Raw genomic sequence first — 25213 nt, 5'->3', positions numbered from 1 at the left:
GATGCGGGCGATCGTGCTCGAGCATTTCGGCGGTCTGGACGGCCTCGTCTACACCGACATTCCGAAACCGCTACCCAAAGCCGGCGAGGTCGTCATCGAGGTCAAGGCGTTCGGGCTCAACCATGCCGAAATGCACATGCGCAAAGGCGAGTGGGCCGCAGCGGCCGAAGTCAGCGGCATCGAATGCGTCGGCACCGCCAATGTCGCGCTCATCGACTCGGACCGGCCGTGGTCACGGCTGGCCGCGTTGCCTGAGACCTACTCCAGCGCGTGGACGTGCCTGTTCCGAAACCTCGACCTGCAACCCGGGCGGACGATCGTGATCCGTGGCTCCACATCATCTTTCGGGCAGGCCGCGGTGAAGATGGCCGTCGGCGCGGGCGCCAAGGTGATCGCCACCGCGCGCAACCGTGACAGGTTCGGCATGCTCGAGGAACTCGGTGTGTCGCGGTCCGTGGCCGAAAACCCCCGGCTGGCCGCTGAACTGGCCGACGAACAGATTGACGTCGTGCTCGACCTCGTCGGCAACAGCACGATTCTGGACTCATTGGACATGCTCCGGCGCGGCGGTACCGCGTGCCTCGCAGGCGGGCTGGGCGGCCTCGACCCCATCGCCGAGTTCAACCCGCTGTTGCGGATGTCCAGCGGGGTGAACCTGAGTTTCTTCGGCAGCTTCGTCTTCGGCACCCCCGGCTGGCCGTCGAACCGTCGCGGGTGTTCCGGTTCGACGAGATCCGCGAGGCCCATCGCGTGATGGGAGCCGGTGAAGCCGGCGGGAAGATGGTCGTCACCGTGCGGGCGCGTCGGTAGCTGTTCTCAACTTGGGATCGGTAGTGCGCCGGCGACGATGTACTTCTTGCGACGACGCCGCCATCGAGGCGGCGCACGAGCGATGGGAAGTCCGCATGTCGACCAAACGGATACTCGCGGGAGCACTGACGTCGGCCGGCCTCGCGGCGGCGGGCCTTGGCCTTGCCACGGACACCGCTGTGGCCGCGCCATCGGTGCCACATCAATGGTGTCCGGGGCAATCGATGTATTCCCCGACGGGCCCTGGAGCCAACTATGTCTGGGATATGAACGTGTGCCACACCTGGCAGTACGTCCGCTCCGGCATGGGCAATGTCGGAGTCAAGGTGCCCAGCGGCTTCGACCCGAACACCTTTCAGCCGACGGGCTGGGAGATTCAGCCCAACAGCAATGTCTGGGACGGCCCGAACATACCGCCGGGTTCGGCCTATGACTGCGGCTACGGCCTGTTCGGTGGACCGATTGTCTGCTGATCGGTGACGTAGACCCGCTAGACCGTAAAGCCCAGTGCCCGAAGCTGTTCGCGGCCGTCCTCGGTGATCTTGTCCGGGCCCCACGGCGGGTTCCAGACCCAGTTGATCTTGATCTCCTTGACCAGACCGCTGCCCACCAGTGCGGTCCGCGACTGGTCCTCGATCACATCGGTGAGCGGGCACGCCGCCGACGTCAGCGTCATATCGATCAACGCGACGTCACCCTGCTCCCCTTTTTCGACGTTCAAGCCGTAGACGAGACCGAGGTCGACGACGTTGATCCCGAGTTCCGGATCGACGACGTCACGCATCGCCTCCTCGAGGTCGGCGAGCATCTCCTCGCTAGGCACTGCGGTGTCGCTCATCTGAGTACTCCTCACTGGCCTGCGCTAACGCATCCTTTTCGTCGCTGGCCGCGGCCAGCGCATCTTTAAACGCCATCCAACCCAGCAGCGCGCATTTCACCCGCGCCGGGTACTTCGAGACACCCGCGAATGCGATGCCGTCTCCGATCACATCTTCGTCGCCCTCGACCGCGCCGCGGGACGAAATCATCTCGGTGAACGCCGCGACCGTCTTCAGCGCGGCACCGACGTCCTGGCCGATCACCTGATCGGTGAGCACCGAGGTCGAGGCCTGGCTGATCGAACAGCCCTGCCCGTCGTACGAGATGTCGGTCACCTGCTCGCCGCCGTCGGACAGCGTCACCCGCAGCGTCACCTCGTCACCGCACGTCGGGTTCACCTGATACGACTGCGCGTGGTACGGATCGCGAAGCCCCCGGTTGTGCGGGTGCTTGTAGTGATCGAGGATCACTTCCTGATACATCTGCTCGAGCCTCATGCGAAGAACTCCACGGCCCGTTTGACGCCTGCGACGAGGCGGTCAACCTCGTCGAGCGTGTTGTAGACCGCGAATGACGCGCGTGCGGTCGCGGCGATCCCGAACCGGCGATGCAGAGGCCATGCGCAGTGGTGCCCGACGCGCACCGCGACACCCTCGTCGTCGAGGACCTGGCCCACGTCGTGCGCGTGCACACCGTCGAGCACGAAAGACACCGGTGAACCGCGGTTCTCGAGTGACGCTGGCCCGATGACGCGCACACCGTCGATGGCCGAAAGACCCGTGAGCGCAGCGGCCACCAATTCGGCCTCGTGCGCCTCGACGGCGGACATGCCGATCTCCGTCAGGTACTGCGCGGCCGCGGCGAGCCCGACGACCTGGGAGGTCATCGGCGTGCCCGCCTCGAATCGCTGCGGCGCCGGAGCGTAGGTGGTCTGCTCCATCGTGACCGTCTCGATCATCGACCCGCCGGTGATGAACGGCGGCAATTGGTCCAGCACGTCGCGCCGACCGTAGAGCACACCGATACCGTTGGGCCCCAACATCTTGTGGCCCGAGAAGGCGGCGAAATCGACGTCGAGTGCATGGAAGTCGACCGGCTGGTGCGGTACCGACTGGCAGGCGTCCAGCAGGGTCAACGCACCGACGGCTTTGGCCCTGGAGACGATTTCATCCACGGGTGCGACGGCGCCGGTGACATTGGAATGATGGCTGAAGGCAACAAGTTTCACGTGTTCGTCGAGCTGCAGAGAATCGAGATCGATCCGCCCGTCGTCGGTGACGCCGTACCACTTCAGCGTCGCACCGGTGCGACGCGCCAGCTCCTGCCACGGGATGAGGTTTGCGTGGTGTTCCAGCTCCGTGGTGACGATGACATCGCCAGGGCCGATCGCCCGGGGGAATCGAGCGTCACCGACCGAGTAGGACACGAGGTTGATGGCCTCGGTGGCGTTCTTCGTGAACACCAGCTCGTCGGTGTCGGCGCCGACGAAGGCGGCGATGTCGGCGCGGCCCTGCTCGTAGGCGTCGGTCGACTCCTCCATCAGCTGGTGCGCACCGCGGTGCACCGCGCCGTTGGAGGTCGTCAGGAAGTCACGTTCGGCGTCGAGTACCTGCAGCGGCCGCTGTGAGGTGGCACCGGAATCCAGATACGCCAACCGGTTTCCGCCGCGCATCACGCGATGCAGAATCGGGAAGTCCGCCCTGATCCGGCTGACATCCAGGTTGAGATCGAGGGCCTTCGCCGACTTCTCGACCGACGTGGTCATGTCAGGCTCCGACCGCCTGCGTGAAGCGCTCGTATCCGTTGGCGTCGAGTTCGTCGGCCAATTCGGGACCGCCGGACTCGACGATGCGCCCGCCGACGAACACGTGCACGAACTGCGGCTGGATGTAGCGAAGGATGCGCGTGTAGTGCGTGATCAGCAGCAACCCGCCGTCAGCGGCCTGGGCGTACCGGTTCACACCCTCGCTGACCACCCGCAGTGCGTCGACGTCGAGGCCCGAGTCGGTCTCGTCGAGGATCGCGATCTTCGGCTTGAGCACTTCCAGCTGAAGGATCTCGTGGCGCTTCTTCTCACCGCCGGAAAAGCCTTCGTTGACGCTGCGTTCGGAGAACGACGGGTCGATGTCGAGGCCTTCCATGGCGCTCTTGACCTCTTTGATCCAGTGCCGAAGCTTCGGCGCCTCACCCCGCACGGCGGTGGCGGCGGTGCGAAGGAAGTTCGACATCGACACACCGGGCACCTCGACCGGGTACTGCATCGCGAGGAACAGCCCGGCGCGGGCGCGCTCGTCGATGCTCATCTCGAGCACATTCTGGCCGTCCAGCGTGATCGAGCCCGATGTCACCGTGTACTTCGGGTGTCCCGCAACGGCGTAGGACAGCGTCGACTTCCCGGAGCCGTTGGGGCCCATCAGGGCGTGCGTCTCCCCCGACTTCACGGTGAGTGTGACGCCCTTCAGGATCGGGATGTCGGTCCCGTCCTCCTTGGACACGACGCTGACGTGCAGGTCCTTGATTTCCAGTGTGGTCATGAGGTGGCTGTCCTCTTGTCTGTTGATTGGGCCTGAGCCGTTATCTCTAGTTCGTGTTCGATGGCCTCGGTGAGGCGTTCTCGCACCGCGGGCACCGCGATCTTCTGAATCAGTTCGCCGAAGAAGCCGCGCACCACGAGGCGCCTGGCCTGGTCTTCGGGGATACCGCGCGCCTGCAGATAGAACAACTGCTCGTCGTCGAAACGTCCGGTGGCACTGGCGTGGCCGGCACCGGCGATCTCACCGGTCTCGATCTCGAGGTTGGGCACCGAGTCGGCGCGTGCGCCGTCGGTGAGCACCAGGTTGCGGTTGGTCTCGAAGGTGTCGGTACCCGTCGCCGCGGCCCGGATCAGCACGTCGCCGATCCACACCGTGTGCGCATCGGGCTTGGCGGAGTCCGGATCGCCTTGCAACGCACCCTTGTACGTGACATTCGAGCGGCAGTTCGGCTGTGCATGGTCGACCAGTAGGCGTGATTCGAAGTGCTGGCCGTCGTCGGCGAAGTACAGGCCGAGGAGTTCGGCGTCGCCGCCGGGCGCACAGAACTTGGTCCGCGCCGTGAGCCGCACCACGTCGCCGCCGAGGGTCACCGCGACGTGCCGCAGCACGGCATCCTTACCCAGTGCGACGTGATGGCTGCTGACGCTCACCGCGTCGTCGGCCCAGTCGGCGATCGAGACGACGGTCAGCCGTGCGGCGTCCTCGACGACGAATTCGATGTTGTCGGCGTAGGTTCCGCTGCCACGTTGATCGATGACGACGACGGCTTCACCGAGCTCGCCCACCCGCACCTGCAGATGGCCGTATGCCGTCGCCCCCTCGCCGGGCCCCGTGACGTTGATCTCGATGGGCTGTTCGCACACGACACCCTTGGGGATCGTGACGACGGTGGCGCTGTTGAACGACGAGAATGCTTGCGCAGCAACTCGATCGGCCGGCACGCCGGCCTGCCCGAGGCGCTCGTCGCCGCGGCGCACCGTTTCCACGGTGACACCGGTGCATTCCGACACCTCGATATGGGCGGTGCCGTTTGCGGGCGCTGAGCCGTCGTGCAGCCCACGTAGGCGCTTGAGTGGGGTGAAGCGCCAGATCTCGTCGCGACCGCCGGGCACCTCGAAAGCGTCGACGTCGAACGACGTGAACAGCTCGCCTTTGTTGGCGCCCTCGACCGCACTGGTGAGGTTCTGAGTCACTAGCCGACCGCGCCTTCCATCTGCAGCTCGATCAGACGGTTCAGCTCGAGCGCGTACTCCATCGGGAGTTCCTTGGCGATCGGCTCGACGAAGCCGCGGACGACCATCGCCATCGCCTCGTCCTCGGCCATACCGCGGCTCATCAGATAGAACAGCTGATCCTCGCTGACCTTCGACACGGTGGCCTCGTGACCCATCGTGACGTCGTCCTCACGGATGTCGACGTACGGGTAGGTGTCACTGCGACTGATGGTGTCGACAAGCAGCGCATCGCATTTCACGCTGGAGCGCGAACCGTGTGCGCCCTTGTTGACCTGAACCAGGCCACGGTAGGACGTCCGGCCGCCGCCGCGCGCGACGGACTTGGACACGATGTTGCTGGACGTATTGGGCGCCAGGTGAAGCATTTTCGCGCCGGTGTCCTGATGCTGGCCCTCGCCCGCGAACGCCACCGAAAGCACCTCGCCCTTGGCGTGCTCACCGGTCATCCACACGGCGGGGTACTTCATCGTCACCTTCGAGCCGATGTTGCCGTCGACCCACTCCATCGTGGCGCCCGCTTCGGCACGGGCCCGCTTGGTCACCAGGTTGTAGACGTTGTTCGACCAGTTCTGAATGGTCGTGTATCGGCAACGGCCGCCGGGCTTCACGATGATCTCGACCACCGCGGAGTGCAGCGAGTCGCTCTTGTAGATCGGCGCCGTACAGCCCTCGACGTAGTGCACGTAGGCGTCCTCGTCGACGATGATCAGCGTGCGCTCGAACTGGCCCATGTTCTCGGTGTTGATCCGGAAGTAGGCCTGCAGCGGGATGTCGACGTGGACACCCTTCGGCACGTAGATGAACGAACCGCCCGACCACACCGCGGTGTTCAGCGCGGAGAACTTGTTGTCACCAGCGGGGATCACCGTCCCGAAGTACTGCTTGAAGAGCTCCGGATGCTGCTTCAACGCGGTGTCGGTGTCGAGGAAGATGACGCCTTGGGCCTCGAGATCCTCACGGATCGAGTGATAGACGACCTCCGACTCGTACTGCGCGGCAACGCCGGACACCAGACGCTGCTTCTCCGCCTCGGGGATGCCCAGCTTGTCGTAGGTGTTGCGGATGTCCTCGGGCAGGTCGTCCCACGTCGCTGCCTGCTTCTCGCTGGAGCGCACGAAGTACTTGATGTTGTCGAAGTAGATGCCCTCGAGGTTGGAGYCCCAGTTCGGCATCGGCTTCTTGTCGAAGGTGCGCAATGCCTTGAGCCGCATCTCGAGCATCCACTCGGGCTCGCTCTTCTTGCCCGAGATGTCGCGCACCACCGCCTCGGACAGTCCGCGCTGGGCGCTGGCGCCCGCGACGTCGGAATCCGCCCAGCCATAACCGTAGCGACCCAGCGACTCGATGGTCTGCTCCTGAGTCAGGGCCTCGGGGGTGGTCGTCATGTCGACGCTCCTAGCTTCGTGGTGGCTTCGGCGTGGGCTGTGTGCCGAAGGGTGGTGTTCTCGGCGAGCGGCACGTGCGTCGTGCACGCGCAGTCACCGTTGACGATCGTGGCGAGCCTTTGTACGTGCGTACCCAGGATCTCGGCGAAGGCTTCCCGCTCCGTCTCGCACAATTCCGGGAACTCCTCTGCGACGTGCGACACCGGGCAGTGATGCTGGCACAGCTCGACTCCGTGTAGCGGACCGCTCACCTGGGTGGCGGTGGTCGCGTACCCGGCGTCGGTCAGTGCCTCTGCCATGCGATCGACAGTCGATTCAACGTCATCGGATCCCTCGGTTACTCCCGAGAGAATGGTGTCGATGCGACGGCGCGCGAAGGTGCGGATGGCCTCGTCGCCGCCGATCTCGCGCAGCTGGCGCATGGCAGCCGCCGCCAGATCGTCGTACGCGTGGCCGAGCTTGGCCCGCCCTGCCGCGGTGAGCCGGTACCGCTTGGCCGGCCTGCCGCGTCCGCTGTGTTGCCATGCCGCCGCGGCGCTGGACTGCGCGTCACCCGCGTCCGTCAGGGCGTCGAGGTGCCTGCGCACGCCCGCGGCAGAAATTCCCAGCTGCTCGCCGATCTCACCTGCAGTGACGGGTCCGGACTCCAGCAGATGCTGGACGATAGCGCCACGCGTGTGGCGATCGCTATGGTCCGGATTTAATTTCACAACACTATTGTGTCCGAATTCCGAAACCGGGTCTAGCAAGGGGACCCTTACGTGAGCGCCGTCATAGGATCGCCTGGTGAGCGATACGAACCGACGTGTGGTCCTGGCCAAGCGCCCCTCCGGCCTGGTCGATGACGAAACAGTGCGCATGGAGTCCGAACCGGCACCTACGCCCGCCGACGGTGAGGCCCTGGTGAAGGTCCGATATCTGTCGATCGACCCGACCATTCGTACGTGGATGGACGATGTGCCGAGCTATCTCCCGCCGATCCAGATCGGCGAGGTCGTCCGCAGCGGTGGTGTCGGCGAAGTGGTCGAGAGCCGCACCGACGCGTATCAGCCCGGCCAGCTGGTGTTCGGCATGACGGGCTGGCAGGACTACGTGATCGCCGACGCGGGCGAGAAGTCGATGCAGGTACTGCCCGAGGGTGTGCCGCCGGGGATCGCGATCGGCATCCTCGGCGTCACCGGCATGACCGCCTACTTCGGTCTCACGGACGTCGGCCAGATCAAGGACGGCGACGTCGTGGTCATCTCCGGCGCCGCGGGGGCCACGGGTTCGGCCGCGGGACAGATCGCGAAGATCAAAGGCGCGAAGAAGGTCGTCGGCATCGCGGGCGGCGCCGAGAAGTGCGCCTACATCGTCGACGAGCTCGGCTTCGACGAGGCGATCGACTACAAGAACGACAACGTGGCGGCCCGTCTTCGCGAGGCGTGCCCGGACGGTATCGACCTGTATTTCGACAACGTCGGCGGTTCGATCCTCAATGACTGCCTCGCCAACCTGGCGTTGCGCGGCCGGGTAGTGCTGTGCGGGGCGATCTCCACGTACAACGATGACGGCCCGCCGACGGGACCGAGCAACTACCTGACCCTGCTGGTGCGCCGCGGACGCATGGAGGGCTTCATCATCATCGACTACCTCGACCGCTTCGGAGCCGCGCAGATGGAGATGGCGGGCTGGATCGCCGAGGGAAAGATCAAGTCGTCCGAGCACATCGTCGAGGGTCTGGAGAAGGCGCCCGACGCGCTGAACCTGTTGTTCAGCGGCGGAAACACCGGCAAAGTGATCGTCTCGCTCTGACGGCTACGCTGCACTGATGGCCGCCCGCCCCGGCTCCCTGAGCTCGTCGATTGCCCGTTGGCATGCCGACGAGCGCGCCGTGGGCTCGCCGCTCAACGACGCCGAGGTCATCGCGATGCGGCGGACGCGCCTGTTCGGTGCGACGGGCACCGTGCTGATGGCGATCGGCGCGCTGGGCGTGGGTGCCCGTCCCGTGGTGCAGGATCCGACGTTCGGTGTTCGCCTTCTCAATCTGCCGTCACGGATCCAGACGGTCTCGCTGACCATGACCACCACCGGCGCAGTGATGATGGCGCTCGCCTGGCTGATGCTCGGACGGTTCGCCCTTGGCCGGCGGCGCATGTCCCGCAGCCAGCTGGACCGCACTCTGCTGTTGTGGGTGCTGCCGCTGCTCATGGCGCCCCCGATGTACAGCCGCGACGTCTACTCCTATCTGGCGCAGAGCGAGATCGCGATGAAGGGCCTCGACCCGTACCGTGTCGGTCCCGCGCCCGGCCTCGGCCTTGACCACGTGTTCACGCTGTCGGTGCCGAACATGTGGCGCGATACGCCCGCGCCGTACGGACCGCTGTTCCTGTGGATCGGCAAGGGCATATCGGCGATCACCGGCGAGGACATCGTGGCGGCGGTGCTCTGCCATCGGATTGTGGTTCTGCTGGGTGTCGGCCTGATCGTCTGGGCCACACCGCGTTTGGCGCGACGCTGCGGCGTCGCCGAGGTGAGCGCGCTGTGGCTGGGCGCTGCCAACCCGCTGCTGATCATGCATCTGGTCGCCGGTATCCACAACGAGGCGCTGATGCTCGGCCTGATGCTCGCGGGCACCGAGTTCGCGTTGCGGGGAATCGATGCGGCCCGCCCGCTGATCCCGAAGCCACTGGCCTGGCCGCAGGGACCAGAAGCCTGGGCGCGGTGGCGGCCGTCGCTGATGCTCCTGATCGGCGTTGTGCTGATCACGCTGTCCTCGCAAGTGAAGCTGCCGTCCCTGCTCGCGCTGGGCTTCGTCGCGATGGCGCTGGCCTGCCGATGGGGCGGCACCTTCAAGGCGTTCATCCTCGCCGGCGGATCACTCACCGCCGTATCGGTGGCGGTGATGGCTTTGATCGGCTGGGTCAGCGGCCTGGGATTCGGCTGGCTCTTCACGCTGGGCACCGCGAACGTCGTCCGCAGCTGGATGTCGCTGCCGACGCTGGCGGCCCTTGGCACCGGGCAGGTCGGGATTCTGCTCGGGCTGGGCGACCACACCACCGCGGTGCTCGGCCTGACCCGTGCGATCGGTGTCGTCATCATCGCGATCCTGGTGACCTGGCTGCTGCTCGCCGTACTGCGCGGACGCCTGCACCCGGTCGGCGGCCTCGGCGTCGCGCTCGGACTGACCGTGCTGCTGTTCCCGGTGGTCCAGCCCTGGTACGTGCTCTGGGCAGTCATCCCGCTCGCGGCGTGGGCCACCCGCCCCGCATTCCGCACGACGACCATCGTGGTGACGCTCGTGGTGGGCATCTTCGGTCCGACGGCCAACGGCGACCGGTTCACGTTGTTCCAGATCCTGCTGGCCGTCGTCGCGAGCACGGTGATCGTCGCGCTGCTCATCATGATCACCTCCAACCATCTGCCGTGGCGGCGCATGCCGACCGAGGGCACCGACGACACCACCGACGATGTCGCTCCCCCCGCCGAGCAGCCGTCGCCACCGCCGACACCACCGGTGAAGCCCGACGCCTACGCTGAATCCCCGTGACCCACACAGGATCGGGGACTTCCCCCGTCCCCGTGCGCCTGCGCGGGGTCAGCAAGCGGTACGGGTCGACGACGGCGGTGTCCGGCCTCGACCTCGAGGTGGCGACCGCCGAGGTGCTCGCGTTGCTCGGCCCCAACGGCGCGGGCAAGACCACGACTGTGGAGATGTGCGAGGGATTCATCAAACCCGATTCGGGCACCATCGAGATCCTCGGACTCGATCCGTTCGGCGAGAACGCCGCGGTGCGCGAACGCATCGGCGTGATGCTGCAGGGCGGCGGCGCGTATCCCGCGGCGCGGGCGGGCGAGATGCTCGATCTCGTCGCCGCGTACGCCGCCAACCCGCTCGACCCGAAGTGGTTGATGGACACGCTCGGCCTGACCGAATCGGCGCGCACGACGTATCGCAGGCTCTCGGGAGGGCAACAGCAGCGACTCGCGCTGGCGTGCGCCGTGGTCGGCCGCCCGGAGTTGGTGTTCCTCGACGAACCCACCGCAGGCATGGACGCCCACGCCCGAATCGTGGTGTGGGAGTTGATCGATGCACTGCGCCGTGACGGTGTGACGGTGGTTCTGACGACCCATCAGCTGGCCGAGGCCGAGGAGCTGGCCGATCGCATCGTCATCGTCGACCATGGTGTCGCGGTGGCCTCCGGAACGCCCGAGGAACTGATGCGCAGTGGCGCGGAGAACCAGTTACGTTTCCGTGCGCCACGCATGCTCGACCTGACGCTGTTGATGTCGGCTCTTCCGGAGACCTACACCGCGACCGAGACGGCGCCGGGTGAATACCTCGTCGAGGGTCACATCGACCCTCAGGTGCTGGCCACCGTGACCGCGTGGTGCGCGCGGGTCAACGTGCTGGCCACCGACATGCGGGTGGAGCAGCGCAGCCTCGAAGATGTTTTCCTCGAACTCACCGGCCGGGAGCTGCGCTCGTGAATCGTTTTGCGCCAGGCACCTTCGCGCCTGACCCACGCCCGGCCACGGTGCAGAAGATGCTGACCGCGCAGTTCGGCCTAGAGCTGAAGCTGCTGCTGCGCAACGGCGAACAGCTGCTGCTGACGATGTTCATCCCGATCACCCTGCTGGTCGGCCTCACCCTTCTGCCTTTCGGCTCGTTCGGCGAAAACCGTGCCGCGACGTTCGTTCCCGCGATCATGGCCCTGGCGGTGATCTCGACCGCCTTCACGGGGCAGGCCATCGCCGTGGCATTCGACCGCCGCTACGGCGCGCTGAAACGACTCGGCGCGACCGCGCTGCCGGTGTGGGGCATCATCGCGGGCAAGTCGCTTGCCGTGCTGGCCGTCGTGTTCCTCCAGTCGATCATCCTGGGCGCCATCGGTTTTGCGCTCGGCTGGCGACCGGACATCGCCGGCCTGGCGTTGGGCGCGGTGGTCATCGCCCTGGGAACGGCCGGTTTCGCCGCGCTCGGCCTGCTGCTTGGCGGAACGCTGCGCGCGGAGATCGTGTTGGCGGTGGCCAACCTGCTGTGGTTCGTCTTCGCCGGCCTCGGCGCGCTGACACTCGAGGGCGGTATGGCGCCGACCGCGCTGGCATGGGTCGCGCGACTCACACCGTCGGGCGCACTGACCGAAGCGCTGTCGCAGGCGATGACGCCGTCAGTTGACTGGTTCGGCCTGGCGGTGCTCGCGGTGTGGGGCGGCGTTGCGGCCCTCTGCGCCTTGCGCTGGTTCCGTTTCACCTGACGACGACAGTTGCGGCAGAAGATATTCCAGCTGCCCGACCTCTTCGATGTTGTGCTTGATCCACGCCTGGACCTTGTCGTCGTAGAACCGGCGGCGCACGATGCGGTTGATCGCCGCCAGCCACGGCGACCGGACGCCGAGGTCCATCACCGTGACGTAGTGTGCGCCGTCGCTGCCTGCCGACCAGGTGTGCTCGAGCGTGAAGACCGGAATGCCGACCACCCGCTTGACCAGCCGGATACCGGTCTCGTCGAGTTTCTCGACGCGGGCGACCTCGTCGATCTTGTATTCGGGCCTGCCGCCGAACGCCTCGACCATGCGGAATCGCGCACCTTCGGCCGCACCCCCATCCCGGGCGGGCCGCTCGAGTTCCCACCTGATGTGGTCGATCGGATGCCATGCGAGATAGCGGTCGATGACCTCACCTCCGTACGACATCGTCCCGCCGAGGTGGGTGAACCACTCGAGCAGCATGGCGGGTGTCAATCCGGCCAGCGGCCGATGGTCGATGGTGATGCGGCGCCGGCCATGCGGAAGGTCGCTGCATCGAACTGTCGCCGTGCCGACGGCGCGGAGTGGGTAGAGCACCGGACGGGTCATCGGAGCCTCCAAGATACGTTAGCGTTTCTTATATCGGCAGGTTAGACTTTGCAACTAAGATACGCAAGCGTTTCTCTTGGGAGGTCTGATGCGGCGGCGCCACGGCGACGAACTGGACGCGGCGATCCGTACCGCGGTGCTGGATCTGCTGGCCGAACACGGGCCCTCCGGAGTGACCATGGAAGCCGTCGCCGCGGCCGCGCAGACCAGCAAGCCCGTGCTGTACCGAAGGTGGCCCGATCGCGCCGCGCTGTTGCGCGACACCCTGCTGCGGATCGCGACCGCGGCGATCCCCCACGACGACACCGGCAGCTACCGCAGCGACATGCTCGCGATCCTGCGTGGGTGGGCGGCGCTGTTCACCGGTCCCCAGGCCGCCGTGCTTCGCGCCGCCGTCGCGGCCGCGGCCCACGACCCCGAGTTGACGGCGGCGTTTCAGCAGGACGTGATCGGCTGGCGGAAGAAGGAGATGGCCGCGCTGTTGGCCCGCGGCATCGAACGTGGCGACGTGCGCGCCGACGTCCCCGTCGAGATCGCCCGCGAGCTGGGACAGAGCGTGTTGTGGCACCGGCTGCTGATCACCGGCGACCCGATCACCGACGATCTCGTGGTGCAGCTGGTCGATGAGGTCCTGGTGCCGTTCGTCGCGCCTCGCGCATAAGCCGGCCCTACTACAGCGTGTAGTTAAATCTGCTCTACCATCGATCCGTGCCCGTCGGACGAATCTTCCTGCGGCTGGTCGACCTTCTGCCGTTGCCAAGCCTGCGGGTCCAGCGCGTCATCGCCGCTGCCGTCATCCTGAGCCAGGGCGGTATCGCAGTGACCGGCGCGATCGTCCGCGTCACGGCCTCGGGCCTGGGCTGCCCGACGTGGCCCCAATGCTTCCCCGGCAGTTTCACGCCGATCCCCCACCCTGAGGTCGCCGGCATTCACCAGGCCGTCGAGTTCGGCAACCGGATGCTCACGTTCCTCGTGGTGCTCACCGCAGCGCTGGCGGTACTGGCCGTCACGCGTGCCCGCAGGCGCCGCGAGGTTCTGATCTATGCGTGGCTGATGCCGGCATCGACGGTGATTCAAGCCGTGATCGGCGGCATCACTGTGCTGACCGGCCTGTTGTGGTGGACGGTGGCGATCCACCTGCTGGCGTCGATGACGATGGTGTGGGTTTCGGTGCTGCTCTACGTCAAGATCGGGGAGCCCGACGAAGACACAGCCGGCGTCGTCCACCACCGCGTTCCGAAACCATTGCGCCAGTTGACCATTCTGAGCGCGGTCGCACTGGCCGCGATGCTCGTGACCGGCACACTGGTCACCGGCGCAGGCCCGCACGCGGGCGACAAGAGCATCACCCAACCGGTACCCCGGCTACAAGTCGAGATCACGACGCTCGTGCACATGCACTCGACTCTGCTCGTGGCGTACCTGTCCCTTCTCGTCGCGCTCGGCTTCGCACTGCTCGCCGTCCGCGCGCCACGGCCGGTCATGCTGCGGCTCGGGGTGCTCATCGCGCTGGTGTGCGCTCAAGGACTGGTGGGCACCGTGCAGTACTTCAACGACGTCCCCGCCGCGCTGGTGGCCATCCACGTCGCCGGTGCGGCCGCGTGCACCGCTGCCACCGCCGCGCTATGGGCGTCGATGCGAGAGAGGGCCGAGCCCGCGGCGCTCGAGGGTGTCCTCGACGCCGAGGACGAAGTCGCGCTGCCTGCGCGCCCGCGTGGCGTCGTCTAGCTGCCGCCACCCCAGCGACGGTTCGACGAGTTCGAGTTCCAGCAGTTGCGGATCGGACGCGTCGCCGATGACGTCGACGCGGGCGTACAGCAGTTCGGCCACGTCGACGTCGAGGTGTGCGGCGGCAGCGGCCAGCGCCGCATGACCGACATCCCACAGCTCGAAGTCCGGGTCTGCCGGTGTCAGCGACTCGGCGGCGAATGTGCCCGAGTCGTCGAAGTCGGGCCGCCCGCCCGGCGCCGGCAGAATCGGGCCCTTGGTGAACGCGTGCGATTGACGGCCGCCGAGGAAGACCAGCGCGGTTTCACCATTCTCGACCCGCTCGTCGTAGGGCTGCACGAGCGCAGTGCTGCCGTCGGCGTGCAGCGCCGCAACGTGGCCACGCGCGTCATCGCTGTCGGTGAATCGTTGCGCACCAACGGATCCGGCCCCGACGGCCGGTTTGACCACAACCTCACCGGCAGGCACGTGCGCCTGCTCACCCGGCGCGAAGAACCGGCTGGTGATGACCGGCACACCGGCGGCGGCGAGGTCGGCGAGGTAGCGCTTGTCGACGTTCCAGGCGACGACCTCGGCGGCGTTGACGAGGTTGCCGACATTCCTGGTCCACGCCAGAAACTCGTCGAGACGGTCGATGTAGTCCCACGTCGCCCGGAGGATGACCAGGTCCGCCTTCAAAGTGTCCGGGTCGTCCCAGGGCAGCCAGCGAGCATGCAGACCGCGTCCGCGCAGCGCGGCGACCAGTTCGGCGTCGTCCCCGTCCCCCTCGGGCAAGGCCGCACATCCGGCCAGCACGATGCGCGGATGGAGGATGTCGGGGCGGGCGAGTTTCATATCAAGGCAGGATAGAAGCATGCATGCCATCGAAGTCGCCGAGACCGGCGGACCAGAAGTCCTGACCTACGTCGAGAAGCAGCAGCCGGCCCCCGGCCCCGGCGAGGTGCTGATCAAGGCCGAGGCCATCGGCGTGAACTTCCTCGACACGTACTTCCGCTCCGGGCAGTACCCACGCGAGGTGCCCTTCGTCCTCGGCAACGAGGTGTGCGGGACCGTCGAGGCCGTCGGCGACGAGGTCGCGGCGCTGGCTGTCGGCGACCGGGTGGTCACCGCCCAGGCCAACGGCGCCTACGCCGAATACGCCTTGGCGAGAGCGGATTTCTGCGCCTACGTGCCCGACGGCGTCGGCTCGGACGTGGCGGCCGCGGCGCTGCTCAAGGGAATGACGGCGCATTACCTGATCACCTCGACCTACCCGGTGCAGCAGGGCGACGCCGTTCTGGTGCACGCAGGCGCGGGAGGTGTGGGCCTGATCCTCACGCAGTGGGCCACCAGCCTGGCAGCCCGGGTGATCACCACGGTGTCAACCCCCGAAAAAGCAGAGCTGTCGCGGAAGGCGGGCGCCGTCGAGGTACTCGACTACCCCGACGATCCCGCGGAGTTCGGCGCCAAGATCAAGGACCTCACCGACGGTGGCGTCGCCGTGGTCTACGACGGCGTCGGCGCCGACACCTTCGACGCGAGCATCGCCAGCCTTGCCATCCGCGGCACGCTGGCGCTCTTCGGCGCGTCCAGCGGCCCGGTGCCGCCGTTCGATCCGCAACGGCTCAATTCGGCGGGCTCGCTGTTCCTCACGCGGCCGACGCTCGTGCACTACACCCGCACACCCGACGAGTTCGCCTGGCGCGCAGGAGAACTACTGGATGCCATCGCCAACGGCACCATCACCGTCACGGTCAGCGAGCGGTACCGCCTGGAGGATGCCGAGCAGGCCCATCGCGACCTCCAGGGCCGCAAGACGGTCGGCTCGGTGGTGCTGATCCCCTAGGCGGTCTCGGCGACCGGGAAGGTCCACGTGCCGTCGAGAACCTCCTGCCGTGGCCGATACAGCCGCACGGTGTAGTTCCAGCCGGGTGTGATCGGCAGGCAGTTGGTCGCGCCGTCACACCCGCCGAAATGGATGGTGGTGTTCCCTTCGGGGCCCTTCTGCGCGGTGAGGTTGTTGTAGGAGTAGGCGTTCTGCTCGTTCAGGGTGAAGTAACCGTCGGAGTTGTAGACCGTCACCGACCAGAAACCGTCCACCGGCACCTCGCCGACGACCAATCGATGCGCTGTCGTGCCGTCGTTCTGAGGCGGGACGACGGTGAGGTACAGCGCGTCCTTCTCCGGATTGCCGCCCCAGGCGTTGGCCGCCCCGATCAGGTGGCGCACCGGGTCGGTGTTCTCCTTGGTGCCGAATGTTTCCCTGGTGTCGGGCAGCGTCGTCGCCAATGTGACCAAGGCGTCGCGAACCGTCTTCTGGCTCGCCGGTTCCCAGTTTGGTATCTCGAAGGCGCCGACGTTCTCCTGCTTCACCGTGATCGCGTCCTGCAAGGTGTGCACCGCGGAGACGTCGGCCGCATCGTTGGGGTCGACCAGAATGCGCACCGGCGTGGCGACGTATCGTGTGCCGATCTGATCCCGGGTCAGGATGCACTCGCCCGCGCCGTATACGACGTCACGTGTGTAGTGGTCCTCGTCGATCACCTGCAGCGACATGAACCGGCCGCGGGAGTCGGGCAGGGTGATGGTCACCGGCCCGGCATCGAGATCGAAAACGGCCGCCGAGTACAGCGTGTCGCGGTTGGCCCGGATGACAAGTTGGTGGTCGATCGGGGTGAGCTCGCGGATGTGGAAGTACTCGCCGAACCCGCCGTTGCTCACGATGTTTCCGAAGTAGAGATCGCTCTCGGCGCGGACGAAATTGTCGGGGCTCACCAGAACATCGGGCATGAACCCGAGGCTAGGGCTACAGGTGCAGCAGTGTGGGCAGATCCAGCGCCGAGTCGACTGCCAGCGCGCAGAACACCACGGCCAGGTAGTTGTTCGACTGCAGGAACAGCCGCAGCGGCTTGACCGGTTCGCCGCGACGCACGCCGGCGTACAGCTGATGTGCCATCACCAGGAACCACGCTCCGGCCAGGATGGCGACCGCCGCGTACAGCCAGCCGGTGGCCAGCGTGAGAGCGAGGGTGGCCACCACCGTCAGCCATGTGTAGATGAGGATCTGCTTGGTGACCTGTTGCTCGGTGGCCACGACGGGCAGCATCGGGACCCCGGCCGCCGCGTAGTCCTCCTTATAACGCATCGCCAGCGCCCACGTGTGCGGCGGCGTCCAGAAGAAGATGATGGCGAACATGACCAGCGCGGGCCATTGGATGGTTCCGGTGACCGCCGACCAGCCGATCATCACCGGCATGCAGCCGGCGGCGCCGCCCCAGACGACGTTCTGCGTCGTGCGCCGCTTCAGCAGCAGGGTGTAGACGAGGACGTAGAACGCGATCGTCGCCCCGGCAAGGTGGGCCGACAGCATGTTCGTCGTCCACCAGAGCCAGAAGAACGAGCCGACCGACAGCGCGAGCCCGAAGACCAGCGCATGGCTGCGCGGAACGATGTCCCTGGCCAACGGCCTGCGCTCGGTGCGCTTCATTTTCTTGTCGATGTCGGCGTCGGCCACGCAGTTCAACGTGTTGGCGCCCGCCGCGGCCAGCAGCCCGCCGAACAGTGTGTTCAGGATCAGCAGCGGGTCGACGGTGCCGCGGTCGGCGAGCAACATCGCCGGAATCGTGGTGACCAGGAGCAGTTCTATGACGCGCGGTTTCGTCAGCGACAGGTAGCCCAGCAGCGTGGTACGCACTCGGCCGTGCGCCCCGGCGGGGAGCTGGCTCTCGCGAATATCCACGCAGTACTCCTTGAAATGGCTGCAGCGCGCGCGGCGTCTACTACAGAGGATGGTAGACCGCGGCTGAACGGCCGCCTAATCGTCCCCCAAGCAGCCTGCAACGGATGTCGATCCCGCACTAGGCTGTTCGAAGAGGCAGCTTGCCGAGCTCAACCGTCGACCAGGAGAGGGCGCCTGTGACCACGCTCGAAGAGATTTCCACTCTTACCCGTCCCCATCACCCCGACGACTGGTCCGACGTGGACTCCGAAGCCGTCGACACCGTACGGGTGCTGGCAGCGGATGCGGTGCAGAAGGTGGGTAACGGTCACCCCGGCACGGCCATGAGCCTGGCGCCGCTGGCGTACACGCTGTTCCAGCGCCAGATGCGCCACGACCCCAGCGATGTGCACTGGCTGGGCCGCGATCGCTTCGTCCTGTCGTGCGGGCATTCCAGCCTGACGCTGTACATCCAGCTCTACCTCGGTGGCTTCGGCCTGGAGCTCTCCGATATCGAGTCGCTGCGGACGTGGAAGTCCAAGACGCCCGGCCATCCCGAGTTCCGCCACACCAAGGGTGTGGAGATCACCACCGGTCCCCTGGGTCAGGGTCTGGCCTCTGCGGTCGGCATGGCGATGGCATCGCGTTACGAGCGCGGGCTGTTCGACCCGGACACGCCCGCTGGTGAGAGCCCGTTCGATCACTTCATCTATGTCATCGCCTCCGACGGCGACATCGAGGAGGGCGTCACCAGCGAAGCCTCCTCGCTGGCAGGCACACAGCAGCTCGGCAATCTCATCGTGTTCTACGACCACAATCAGATCTCCATCGAGCACGACACGAACATCGCTCTCTCCGAAGATGTTCCGGCGCGTTATCGCGCGTACGGCTGGCATGTCCAGGAGGTCGAGGGCGGCGAGAACGTCGTCGGAATCGAGCAGGCCATCGTCGAGGCCAAGAAGGTCACCGACAAGCCGTCGTTCATCTCCGTACGGACGATCATCGGCTACCCCGCACCCACCAAGATGAACACCGGCGGTGTGCACGGTTCGGCGCTGGGCGACGAAGAGGTCGCGGCCACCAAGAAGGTCCTCGGCTTCGACCCGGACAAGACGTTCGAGGTGCGCCCCGAGGTCATCGAGCACACCCGCAAGCTCGTGGAGCGGGGCAAGGAAGCCCGCGAGAAGTGGCAACCGACCTTCGACGCATGGGCCGAACGCGAACCCGAGCGCAAGGCCCTTCTGGATCGCCTTCTGGCCGAGGAGCTGCCCGACGGCTGGGATGCCGACATGACGTACTGGGAGCCGGGCAGCAAGCCGCTCGCCACGCGGGCCGCGTTCGGCCAGGTACTCAACGATGTGGCGCCGAAGCTGCCCGAACTCTGGGGTGGTTCGGCCGACCTGGCGGGCAGTAACAACACCACCATCAAGGGCGTCAAGTCCTTCGGGCCGCCGTCGATCTCGACCGAGGACTTCACCGCGGACTGGTACGGCCGCGTGCTGCACTTCGGCATCCGCGAACACGCGATGGGCTCGATCCTGTCCGGCATCGTGCTGCATGGGCCGACACGTGCCTTCGGCGGAACGTTCCTGCAGTTCTCCGACTACATGCGCGGGGCGGTTCGGCTGGCGTCGCTGATGGACATCGACACCATCTACATCTGGACCCACGACTCGATCGGTCTGGGTGAGGACGGACCGACGCATCAGCCGATCGAGCATCTGGCGGCGCTGCGCGCGATCCCGAACCTGTCGGTCGTGCGGCCGGGTGATCCCAACGAGACCGCGTACGCGTGGCGCAGCATTTTGTCGCGCGGAAACGGCAGCGGTCCTGTGGGTTTCATTCTCACGCGCCAGGGCATCCCAGTGCTGGAGGGCACCGACGCCGAGGGTGTCGCGAAGGGTGGCTACGTGCTCGGCGGCGGTAATCCCGCCGATGACGCCGACGTGATCCTGATCGGTACCGGTTCGGAGCTTCAGCTCGCGGTGGAAGCCAAGAAGCTGTTGGCCGAGAAGGACATCACGGCGTATGTGGTGTCGATGCCGTGTGTCGAGTGGTTCGAGTCGCAGCCGAAGGAGTATCGCGATTCCGTGCTTCCGCCTTCGGTTTCGGCACGGGTGGCGGTCGAGGCGGCCGTCGCACAGAGCTGGTACAAGCTCGTGGGCGACACCGGGGAAATCGTGTCGATCGAGCACTACGGCGAATCGGCCGACGACAAGACGCTGTTCCGCGAGTTCGGTTTCACGCCTGAGGCCGTCGCGGCTGCCGCAGAGCGATCCATAGACAACTAGATCTCAACGAAGAAGGGCATCAATCATGACGCAGAACCCGAATCTGGCCGCCCTGTCCGCCGCCGGCGTATCGGTGTGGCTCGACGACTTGTCGCGTGATCGGCTGCAGACCGGCAATCTGCAGGAGCTCATCGACACCCGCAGCGTCGTCGGGGTCACCACGAACCCGTCGATCTTCCAGGCCGCGCTGTCGAAGGGCAACGCCTACGACGATCAGGTCAAGGAGTTGGCCGAGCGCGGAGCCGACGTCGACGCCACGATCCGCACCGTCACCACCGACGACGTGCGCAATGCCTGCGACGTGCTGCGACCGCAATGGGAGGCGTCCGACGGCGTCGACGGCCGCGTCTCGATCGAGGTCGACCCGCGACTGGCCCACGATGCGGACAAGACCATCGCGCAGGCCATCGAGCTGTGGAAGATCGTCGACCAACCGAACCTGCTGATCAAGATTCCGGCTATGGAAGAGGGCATACCGGCGATCACCGCCGTTATCGCCGAAGGCATTTCGGTGAACGTCACGCTGATCTTCTCCGTCGAGCGTCACCGTCTCGTCATGGACGCATACCTCGCCGGCCTGGAGAAGGCCAAGGAGGCGGGCCACGACATCTCCAAGATCCATTCCGTCGCTTCGTTCTTCGTGTCCAGGGTGGACACCGAGATCGATAAGCGACTGGAGAAGATCGGATCGGACGAGGCGCTCGCACTACGAGGAAAAGCCGGCGTGGCCAACGCCCACCTCGCCTACGCGGCCTATGAAGAGGTGTTCGTCGGCGGCAAGCGCTTCGAGGCGCTGAAGGCCGACGGCGCGCGCGTCCAGCGGCCACTGTGGGCGTCGACCGGCGTGAAGAACCCTGATTATTCCGACACGCTGTACGTCACCGAACTGGTCGCGCCGAACACCGTGAACACCATGCCGGAGAAGACGATCGACGCGGTGGCCGATCACGGCGTGATCACCGGTGACACCGTCTCCGGCAAGGGTGCCGAGGCGCAGAAGGTGTTCGACGAGCTGTCGGCGGTCGGCATCGATCTTCCGGACGTCTTCAAGGTGCTCGAGGACGAGGGCGTGGAGAAGTTCGAGAAGTCCTGGCAGGAATTGCTCGACGCCACGCAGGAACAGCTCGACTCCGCTAAGAAATGAGTGGATGGCGTAATCCGCTGCGCGACAAGCGCGATAAGCGGATGCCGCACATCGCGGGTCCGTGTGCTGTCGTCATCTTCGGTGTGACGGGTGATCTGGCGCGCAAGAAACTGATGCCCGCGATCTACGACCTCGCCAACCGCGGACTGCTTCCGGCCAACTTCGCCCTCGTCGGGTTCGCCCGGCGCGACTGGGTGGATGAGGATTTCGCCAAGCTGGTCCTCGAATCCGTGCAAGGGCACGCTAGGACACCGTTCCGGCAGGAGGTCTGGGACCGCCTTGCCGAGGGAATCCGGTTCGTGCAGGGCACCTTTGACGACCCGAAGGGGTACGAGAGGCTGGCCGAGGCACTGCAGAAGCTGGATGCCGAACGCGGAACCGGCAGTAACCACGCCTTCTACCTGTCGATTCCACCGAATGCGTTTCCGGTGGTGTGCGAGGAGCTCAAGCAGTCCGGGCTGGCCAACAAACCCGACGGCTCCTGGAGCAGAGTGGTCATCGAAAAGCCGTTCGGCCACGATCTGCAGAGCGCACGAGATCTCAACGCGGTGGTCAACAGCGTCTTTCCCGAGGACTCGGTGTTTCGCATCGACCACTATCTCGGCAAGGAGACGGTCCAGAACATCCTGGCTCTGCGCTTCGCCAACGAGCTGTACGAACCGATCTGGAACAACAACTACGTCGACAGTGTCCAGATCACCATGGCCGAGGACATCGGCCTCGGCGGCCGCGGTGGCTACTACGACGGTGTCGGCGCCGCCCGTGACGTCATCCAGAATCATCTGCTGCAGCTCATGGCGCTGACCGCCATGGAGGAGCCGGTGAGCTTCGGACCTGGTGAACTGCAGGCGGAGAAGATCAAGATTCTCTCGGCCACCCAGGTGATGCAGCCGCTGGATCAGACAACTGCGCGCGGACAGTACTCCGCGGGATGGCAGGGCAGCGAGAAGGTCGTAGGGCTGCTCGAAGAGGAGGGGTTCTCCAAAGAGTCCACCACCGAGACATACGCGGCGATCGCCCTGGAGATCGACACCCGCCGCTGGGCAGGTGTGCCGTTCTTCCTTCGGACCGGAAAACGGTTGGGGCGCAGGGTCACCGAGATTGCGTTGATCTTCAAGAGGGCACCGCATCTGCCGTTCGACAAGACGATGACGGAGGAACTCGGCCAGAACGCGTTGGTGATCCGGGTGCAGCCCGATGAAGGCATCACCACGAGGTTCGGATCCAAGGTGCCAGGAAGCGCCATGGAGGTCCGCGACGTGAACATGGACTTCTCCTACGGCTCGGCGTTCGCCGAGGACTCCCCCGAAGCCTACGAGCGACTCATCCTCGATGTGCTGCTCGGTGAGCCGTCGCTGTTCCCGGTCAATCGAGAGGTCGAATTCTCTTGGGAGATACTCGATCCCGTATTGGAGTACTGGGCTTCGCACGGTAAACCCGATGCCTACGAGTCCGGTACCTGGGGGCCCGAGTCGGCCGCCGAGATGTTGCAACGCATGGGTCGGGAATGGAGGCGGCCATGATCGTCGACTTGCCGGATACGAACACCAACGACATCAGCAAGAAGATCACCGGGCTGCGTGAAGAGGGCGGCGCGATCACGCTGAGCCGCGTGCTCACACTCGTGATCTCGCTGCACACCGATGACCTGCTCGAGGATTCCATCGAGGCGGCCAACTTCGCCAGCCGTGAACACCCTTGCCGCGTCATCGTTGTGGTGGCAGGCGATCGGGATGCGAAAGAACCGCGCCTCGATGCACAGCTACGGGTCGGCGGGGACGCGGGTGCGGGCGAAGTGGTCGCCCTGCATCTGCACGGCGAGATGGCCGACCACGCCAACAGCGTGGTGCTGCCGTTCCTGCTCCCGGACACCCCCGTGGTGGCATGGTGGCCGGCCGGCGGTCCCGATGATCCTTCGCGGGACCCACTGGGGCAGTTGGCGGTTCGCCGGATCACCAATGCGACCGATTGTGCCGACCCGATGGCGGCGATCAAGGGACGCCTTGCCGGGTACACGGCGGGTGACACCGATCTGGCGTGGGCCCGCATCACGTACTGGCGCGCGCTGCTGACGGCCGCGCTAGATCAGCCGCCATTCGAGCCGGTCACCTCGGCGGTGGTCTCCGGGCTTCGCGACGAACCGTCCCTCGATGTCCTCGCCGGGTGGCTGGCCGCGCGGATCGACGGTCCCGTGCAGCGGGAGGTGGGCGACTTGAAGGTCGAGTTGATCCGCAAAACCGAGACCATCACATTGCGCAGGCCGCAGACCGGTGTGACGGCGACAATCAGCAGAACCGCCAAGCCGGACTCTCTGATCCCGTTGGCCCGCAGGGAGGCAAAGGAATGCCTCGCCGAGGATCTGCGCAGGCTCGACGCCGACGAGATCTACCACGAGGCACTGAAGGGAATCGAGAAGGTGCAGTACGTATGAGCATCTGCGTCGAGAAGTATGCGGACACAGACGCTTTGGTGGCGGCCGCCGGCGATCGGCTCGTGGCGGCGATCACCTCGGCGATCAACGAACGCGGCCGTGCACTGATCGTACTCACGGGCGGCGGGACAGGGACGGGACTGCTCAAACGGGTCCGCGAGCAGGCCGAGGCGATCGACTGGTCGAAGGTGCACCTGTTCTGGGGTGACGATCGTTTCGTGCCCGCCGATGACGACGAGCGCAACGAGAAGCAGGCGCGTGAGGCGCTGATCGACCACGTCGACATCCCCGCGGCGAATGTGCATGCCATGGCGCCCAGCGGCGGCGCGTTCGGGGACGACCTCGACGCCGCGGCCGCGGCGTACGGGCAGGAGCTGGCCGACGTCGCCGACGACGGCCAGTCCGTGCCCGATTTCGACGTCCATCTCCTGGGCATGGGCGGCGAGGGGCATATCAACTCGCTGTTCCCGGACACGCCCGCGGTGCAGGAAACCAGCCGGATGGTCATCGGAGTGACGGACTCCCCCAAACCGCCGCCACGACGAATCACGTTGACATTGCCAGCTGTTCAGCGGTCCCGTGAGGTGTGGTTGGTGGTGTCGGGCGACGGGAAGGCCGATGCTGTTGCCGCGGCGATCGGCGGCGCCAAGCCTGTCGACGTGCCCGCTGCCGGCGGAGTGGGTCGCGAGGCGACGGTATGGCTGCTCGACGAGGGCGCGGCGTCCAAGCTCTAGCTGTCCCGAGTTATCCCCAATCGTGTTTTTATCCACAGGCTGGGTTTGACCTGCTTGTTCGTGTCGGCTTCACGGTTAGTGTCGAATGTATGTTCGATTCATTGGTCGCAGCGGCTGAAGCCTCCCGGCACGCTGCCGCGGTGGGGGCGTGGGCGCGGGTGGAGAATGCAGCCTGCGCGCGGCGGCTGGCGGCGATGGCCGATGAACTCGAACGGATGCTCGCCGCGGACGGGTCCGACGAACGCGCGCAGTGGTGTCTGGACAACTGGGACGCCGTCGCCGCATCGGTGGCCGCCGCGCAGAACGTGTCGCTGGGGGTGGCCGCCCATCAACTGGTGGTCGCCGACGACCTGCGGCATCGCCTGCCGCGGGTGGCTGAGGTGTTCGCCGCCGGCGCCATCAACTACCGGCTGGTGGCCGCGGTGTCCGCACGGACCCGGCTCATCCACGATCGCGATGCTGTGGCCAAGGTGGACACCGAGATCGCCGCCCACCTCACCGGGTGGGGCTCGCTGTCGGTAGCCAAGACAGAGCAGGCCATCGACTACTGGGTCGACCGCTACGACCC

The 25213-nt window shown here is 66.1% G+C and carries 26 protein-coding genes; 15 read left to right on the top strand and 11 right to left on the bottom strand.

The window, feature by feature from the left end; all coding sequences use genetic code 11:
* Position 1 precedes the first annotated feature (1 nt).
* The gene (locus tag AB4Z42_RS15470; RefSeq protein WP_442010084.1) at positions 2–754 is read left to right on the top strand and encodes a zinc-binding dehydrogenase; all 753 of its coding nucleotides are present in this window, start codon (positions 2–4) and stop codon (positions 752–754) included.
* Between the two features lie 151 nt (positions 755–905).
* Positions 906–1283 carry a hypothetical protein gene (locus AB4Z42_RS15465; protein WP_442010083.1) on the top strand — a complete coding sequence of 126 codons (378 nt, stop codon included), beginning with the start codon at positions 906–908 and terminating at the stop codon, positions 1281–1283.
* Positions 1284–1300: 17 nt separating this feature from the next.
* Here AB4Z42_RS15465 and AB4Z42_RS15460 read toward each other — a convergent pair whose 3' ends face one another.
* From AB4Z42_RS15460 to AB4Z42_RS15430, 7 genes are read right to left on the bottom strand one after another with little or no spacing between them, the layout of a single operon-like run.
* Positions 1301–1648 (bottom strand): metal-sulfur cluster assembly factor, encoded by a 348-nt coding sequence (locus tag AB4Z42_RS15460; protein ID WP_083123407.1) that lies wholly within the window; start codon positions 1646–1648, stop codon positions 1301–1303.
* Complete coding sequence (gene sufU, locus AB4Z42_RS15455) at positions 1626–2126, bottom strand: Fe-S cluster assembly sulfur transfer protein SufU (RefSeq protein WP_442010082.1); 501 nt, start codon at positions 2124–2126, stop codon at positions 1626–1628. Before sufU ends, AB4Z42_RS15460 begins: the two co-directional genes overlap by 23 nt.
* Entirely contained in the window at positions 2123–3394 is a 1272-nt protein-coding gene (locus tag AB4Z42_RS15450; protein ID WP_442010081.1) for a cysteine desulfurase, read from the bottom strand. The genes sufU and AB4Z42_RS15450 overlap by 4 nt, the downstream gene beginning before the upstream one ends.
* A gap of 1 nt (position 3395) precedes the next feature.
* A complete protein-coding gene (gene sufC, locus AB4Z42_RS15445; RefSeq protein WP_442010080.1) occupies positions 3396–4163 on the bottom strand; it encodes a Fe-S cluster assembly ATPase SufC in 768 nt (255 codons plus the stop codon).
* Entirely contained in the window at positions 4160–5356 is a 1197-nt protein-coding gene (sufD, locus tag AB4Z42_RS15440) for a Fe-S cluster assembly protein SufD (protein ID WP_442010079.1), read from the bottom strand. The genes sufC and sufD overlap by 4 nt, the downstream gene beginning before the upstream one ends.
* A complete protein-coding gene (gene sufB / locus AB4Z42_RS15435; RefSeq protein WP_442010078.1) occupies positions 5356–6783 on the bottom strand; it encodes a Fe-S cluster assembly protein SufB in 1428 nt (475 codons plus the stop codon). Before sufB ends, sufD begins: the two co-directional genes overlap by 1 nt.
* Entirely contained in the window at positions 6780–7493 is a 714-nt protein-coding gene (locus tag AB4Z42_RS15430) for a helix-turn-helix transcriptional regulator (RefSeq protein ID WP_442010077.1), read from the bottom strand. The genes sufB and AB4Z42_RS15430 overlap by 4 nt, the downstream gene beginning before the upstream one ends.
* Before the next feature lie 76 nt (positions 7494–7569).
* On the opposite strand from AB4Z42_RS15430, the gene AB4Z42_RS15425 reads away from it, so the two are divergent.
* Genes AB4Z42_RS15425 through AB4Z42_RS15410 form a run of 4 tightly spaced genes read left to right on the top strand, consistent with a single transcriptional unit; the run spans position 7570 to position 12020 of the window.
* A complete protein-coding gene (locus tag AB4Z42_RS15425) occupies positions 7570–8577 on the top strand; it encodes an NADP-dependent oxidoreductase (protein ID WP_442010076.1) in 1008 nt (335 codons plus the stop codon).
* Positions 8578–8593: 16 nt separating this feature from the next.
* Positions 8594–10312 carry a polyprenol phosphomannose-dependent alpha 1,6 mannosyltransferase MptB gene (gene mptB, locus AB4Z42_RS15420; protein WP_442010075.1) on the top strand — a complete coding sequence of 573 codons (1719 nt, stop codon included), beginning with the start codon at positions 8594–8596 and terminating at the stop codon, positions 10310–10312.
* The gene (locus tag AB4Z42_RS15415; protein ID WP_442010074.1) at positions 10309–11253 is read left to right on the top strand and encodes an ABC transporter ATP-binding protein; all 945 of its coding nucleotides are present in this window, start codon (positions 10309–10311) and stop codon (positions 11251–11253) included. Before mptB ends, AB4Z42_RS15415 begins: the two co-directional genes overlap by 4 nt.
* On the top strand, positions 11250–12020 hold the full coding sequence (locus tag AB4Z42_RS15410) for an ABC transporter permease (protein WP_442010073.1): 771 nt from the start codon (positions 11250–11252) through the stop codon (positions 12018–12020). The genes AB4Z42_RS15415 and AB4Z42_RS15410 overlap by 4 nt, the downstream gene beginning before the upstream one ends.
* Here AB4Z42_RS15410 and AB4Z42_RS15405 read toward each other — a convergent pair.
* Positions 11934–12620, bottom strand: coding sequence for a hypothetical protein (locus AB4Z42_RS15405; protein WP_442010072.1), 687 nt, complete (start codon positions 12618–12620; stop codon positions 11934–11936). The two genes, AB4Z42_RS15410 and AB4Z42_RS15405, sit on opposite strands and share 87 nt — an antisense overlap.
* Before the next feature lie 88 nt (positions 12621–12708).
* Here AB4Z42_RS15405 and AB4Z42_RS15400 point away from each other — a divergent pair, with 88 nt between their 5' ends.
* Together AB4Z42_RS15400 and AB4Z42_RS15395 are read left to right on the top strand one after the other, a co-directional pair.
* A complete protein-coding gene (locus AB4Z42_RS15400) occupies positions 12709–13281 on the top strand; it encodes a TetR/AcrR family transcriptional regulator (RefSeq protein ID WP_442010071.1) in 573 nt (190 codons plus the stop codon).
* Between the two features lie 74 nt (positions 13282–13355).
* Entirely contained in the window at positions 13356–14348 is a 993-nt protein-coding gene (locus tag AB4Z42_RS15395; protein ID WP_442010489.1) for a COX15/CtaA family protein, read from the top strand.
* Here AB4Z42_RS15395 and AB4Z42_RS15390 read toward each other — a convergent pair.
* Entirely contained in the window at positions 14244–15182 is a 939-nt protein-coding gene (locus AB4Z42_RS15390) for an ATP-grasp domain-containing protein (RefSeq protein WP_442010070.1), read from the bottom strand. The genes AB4Z42_RS15395 and AB4Z42_RS15390 overlap by 105 nt on opposite strands.
* A gap of 19 nt (positions 15183–15201) precedes the next feature.
* Here AB4Z42_RS15390 and AB4Z42_RS15385 point away from each other — a divergent pair, with 19 nt between their 5' ends.
* Positions 15202–16173 (top strand): quinone oxidoreductase family protein, encoded by a 972-nt coding sequence (locus AB4Z42_RS15385; protein WP_442010069.1) that lies wholly within the window; start codon positions 15202–15204, stop codon positions 16171–16173.
* On the opposite strand, the gene AB4Z42_RS15380 is transcribed toward AB4Z42_RS15385, so the two are convergent.
* Entirely contained in the window at positions 16170–17102 is a 933-nt protein-coding gene (locus AB4Z42_RS15380) for a DUF1254 domain-containing protein (RefSeq protein WP_442010488.1), read from the bottom strand. The two genes, AB4Z42_RS15385 and AB4Z42_RS15380, sit on opposite strands and share 4 nt — an antisense overlap.
* Before the next feature lie 31 nt (positions 17103–17133).
* Complete coding sequence (locus AB4Z42_RS15375; protein ID WP_442010068.1) at positions 17134–18066, bottom strand: heme o synthase; 933 nt, start codon at positions 18064–18066, stop codon at positions 17134–17136.
* A 176-nt stretch (positions 18067–18242) separates the two neighbouring features.
* On the opposite strand from AB4Z42_RS15375, the gene tkt reads away from it, so the two are divergent.
* From tkt to AB4Z42_RS15345, 6 genes are all read left to right on the top strand, one after another.
* Positions 18243–20336: a transketolase gene (gene tkt, locus AB4Z42_RS15370; RefSeq protein ID WP_442010067.1), complete on the top strand. Its 2094-nt coding sequence runs from the start codon at positions 18243–18245 to the stop codon at positions 20334–20336.
* Between the two features lie 22 nt (positions 20337–20358).
* Positions 20359–21480 (top strand): transaldolase, encoded by a 1122-nt coding sequence (tal, locus tag AB4Z42_RS15365; protein WP_442010487.1) that lies wholly within the window; start codon positions 20359–20361, stop codon positions 21478–21480.
* Entirely contained in the window at positions 21477–23003 is a 1527-nt protein-coding gene (gene zwf, locus AB4Z42_RS15360; RefSeq protein ID WP_442010066.1) for a glucose-6-phosphate dehydrogenase, read from the top strand. Before tal ends, zwf begins: the two co-directional genes overlap by 4 nt.
* Entirely contained in the window at positions 23000–23911 is a 912-nt protein-coding gene (gene opcA, locus AB4Z42_RS15355; RefSeq protein WP_442010065.1) for a glucose-6-phosphate dehydrogenase assembly protein OpcA, read from the top strand. The genes zwf and opcA overlap by 4 nt, the downstream gene beginning before the upstream one ends.
* Positions 23908–24645, top strand: coding sequence for a 6-phosphogluconolactonase (gene pgl, locus AB4Z42_RS15350; protein WP_442010064.1), 738 nt, complete (start codon positions 23908–23910; stop codon positions 24643–24645). The genes opcA and pgl overlap by 4 nt, the downstream gene beginning before the upstream one ends.
* An 89-nt stretch (positions 24646–24734) precedes the next feature.
* The coding region (locus tag AB4Z42_RS15345; protein ID WP_442010063.1) for a DUF222 domain-containing protein at positions 24735–25213 on the top strand (479 nt) is incomplete at its 3' end.

Origin of the sequence: Mycobacterium sp. 2YAF39 (assembly GCF_052114565.1) — a bacterium.
In the GTDB taxonomy this organism is placed as follows: Bacteria; Actinomycetota; Actinomycetes; order Mycobacteriales; family Mycobacteriaceae; genus Mycobacterium.
Note: the sequence above shows the minus strand (reverse complement) of the source record. Positions and strands in the feature narration are given on the sequence as shown.

Coding starts and splice junctions, on each gene's coding strand:
- AB4Z42_RS15470 (WP_442010084.1), top strand. CDS start 2: ATGCGGGCGATCGTGCTCGAGCATTTCGGCGGTCTGGACGGCCTCGTC.
- AB4Z42_RS15465 (WP_442010083.1), top strand. CDS start 906: ATGTCGACCAAACGGATACTCGCGGGAGCACTGACGTCGGCCGGCCTC.
- AB4Z42_RS15460 (WP_083123407.1), bottom strand. CDS start 1,648: ATGAGCGACACCGCAGTGCCTAGCGAGGAGATGCTCGCCGACCTCGAG.
- sufU (WP_442010082.1), bottom strand. CDS start 2,126: ATGAGGCTCGAGCAGATGTATCAGGAAGTGATCCTCGATCACTACAAG.
- AB4Z42_RS15450 (WP_442010081.1), bottom strand. CDS start 3,394: ATGACCACGTCGGTCGAGAAGTCGGCGAAGGCCCTCGATCTCAACCTG.
- sufC (WP_442010080.1), bottom strand. CDS start 4,163: ATGACCACACTGGAAATCAAGGACCTGCACGTCAGCGTCGTGTCCAAG.
- mptB (WP_442010075.1), top strand. CDS start 8,594: ATGGCCGCCCGCCCCGGCTCCCTGAGCTCGTCGATTGCCCGTTGGCAT.
- AB4Z42_RS15405 (WP_442010072.1), bottom strand. CDS start 12,620: ATGACCCGTCCGGTGCTCTACCCACTCCGCGCCGTCGGCACGGCGACA.
- AB4Z42_RS15400 (WP_442010071.1), top strand. CDS start 12,709: ATGCGGCGGCGCCACGGCGACGAACTGGACGCGGCGATCCGTACCGCG.
- AB4Z42_RS15390 (WP_442010070.1), bottom strand. CDS start 15,182: ATGAAACTCGCCCGCCCCGACATCCTCCATCCGCGCATCGTGCTGGCC.
- AB4Z42_RS15385 (WP_442010069.1), top strand. CDS start 15,202: ATGCATGCCATCGAAGTCGCCGAGACCGGCGGACCAGAAGTCCTGACC.
- zwf (WP_442010066.1), top strand. CDS start 21,477: ATGAGTGGATGGCGTAATCCGCTGCGCGACAAGCGCGATAAGCGGATG.
- opcA (WP_442010065.1), top strand. CDS start 23,000: ATGATCGTCGACTTGCCGGATACGAACACCAACGACATCAGCAAGAAG.
- pgl (WP_442010064.1), top strand. CDS start 23,908: ATGAGCATCTGCGTCGAGAAGTATGCGGACACAGACGCTTTGGTGGCG.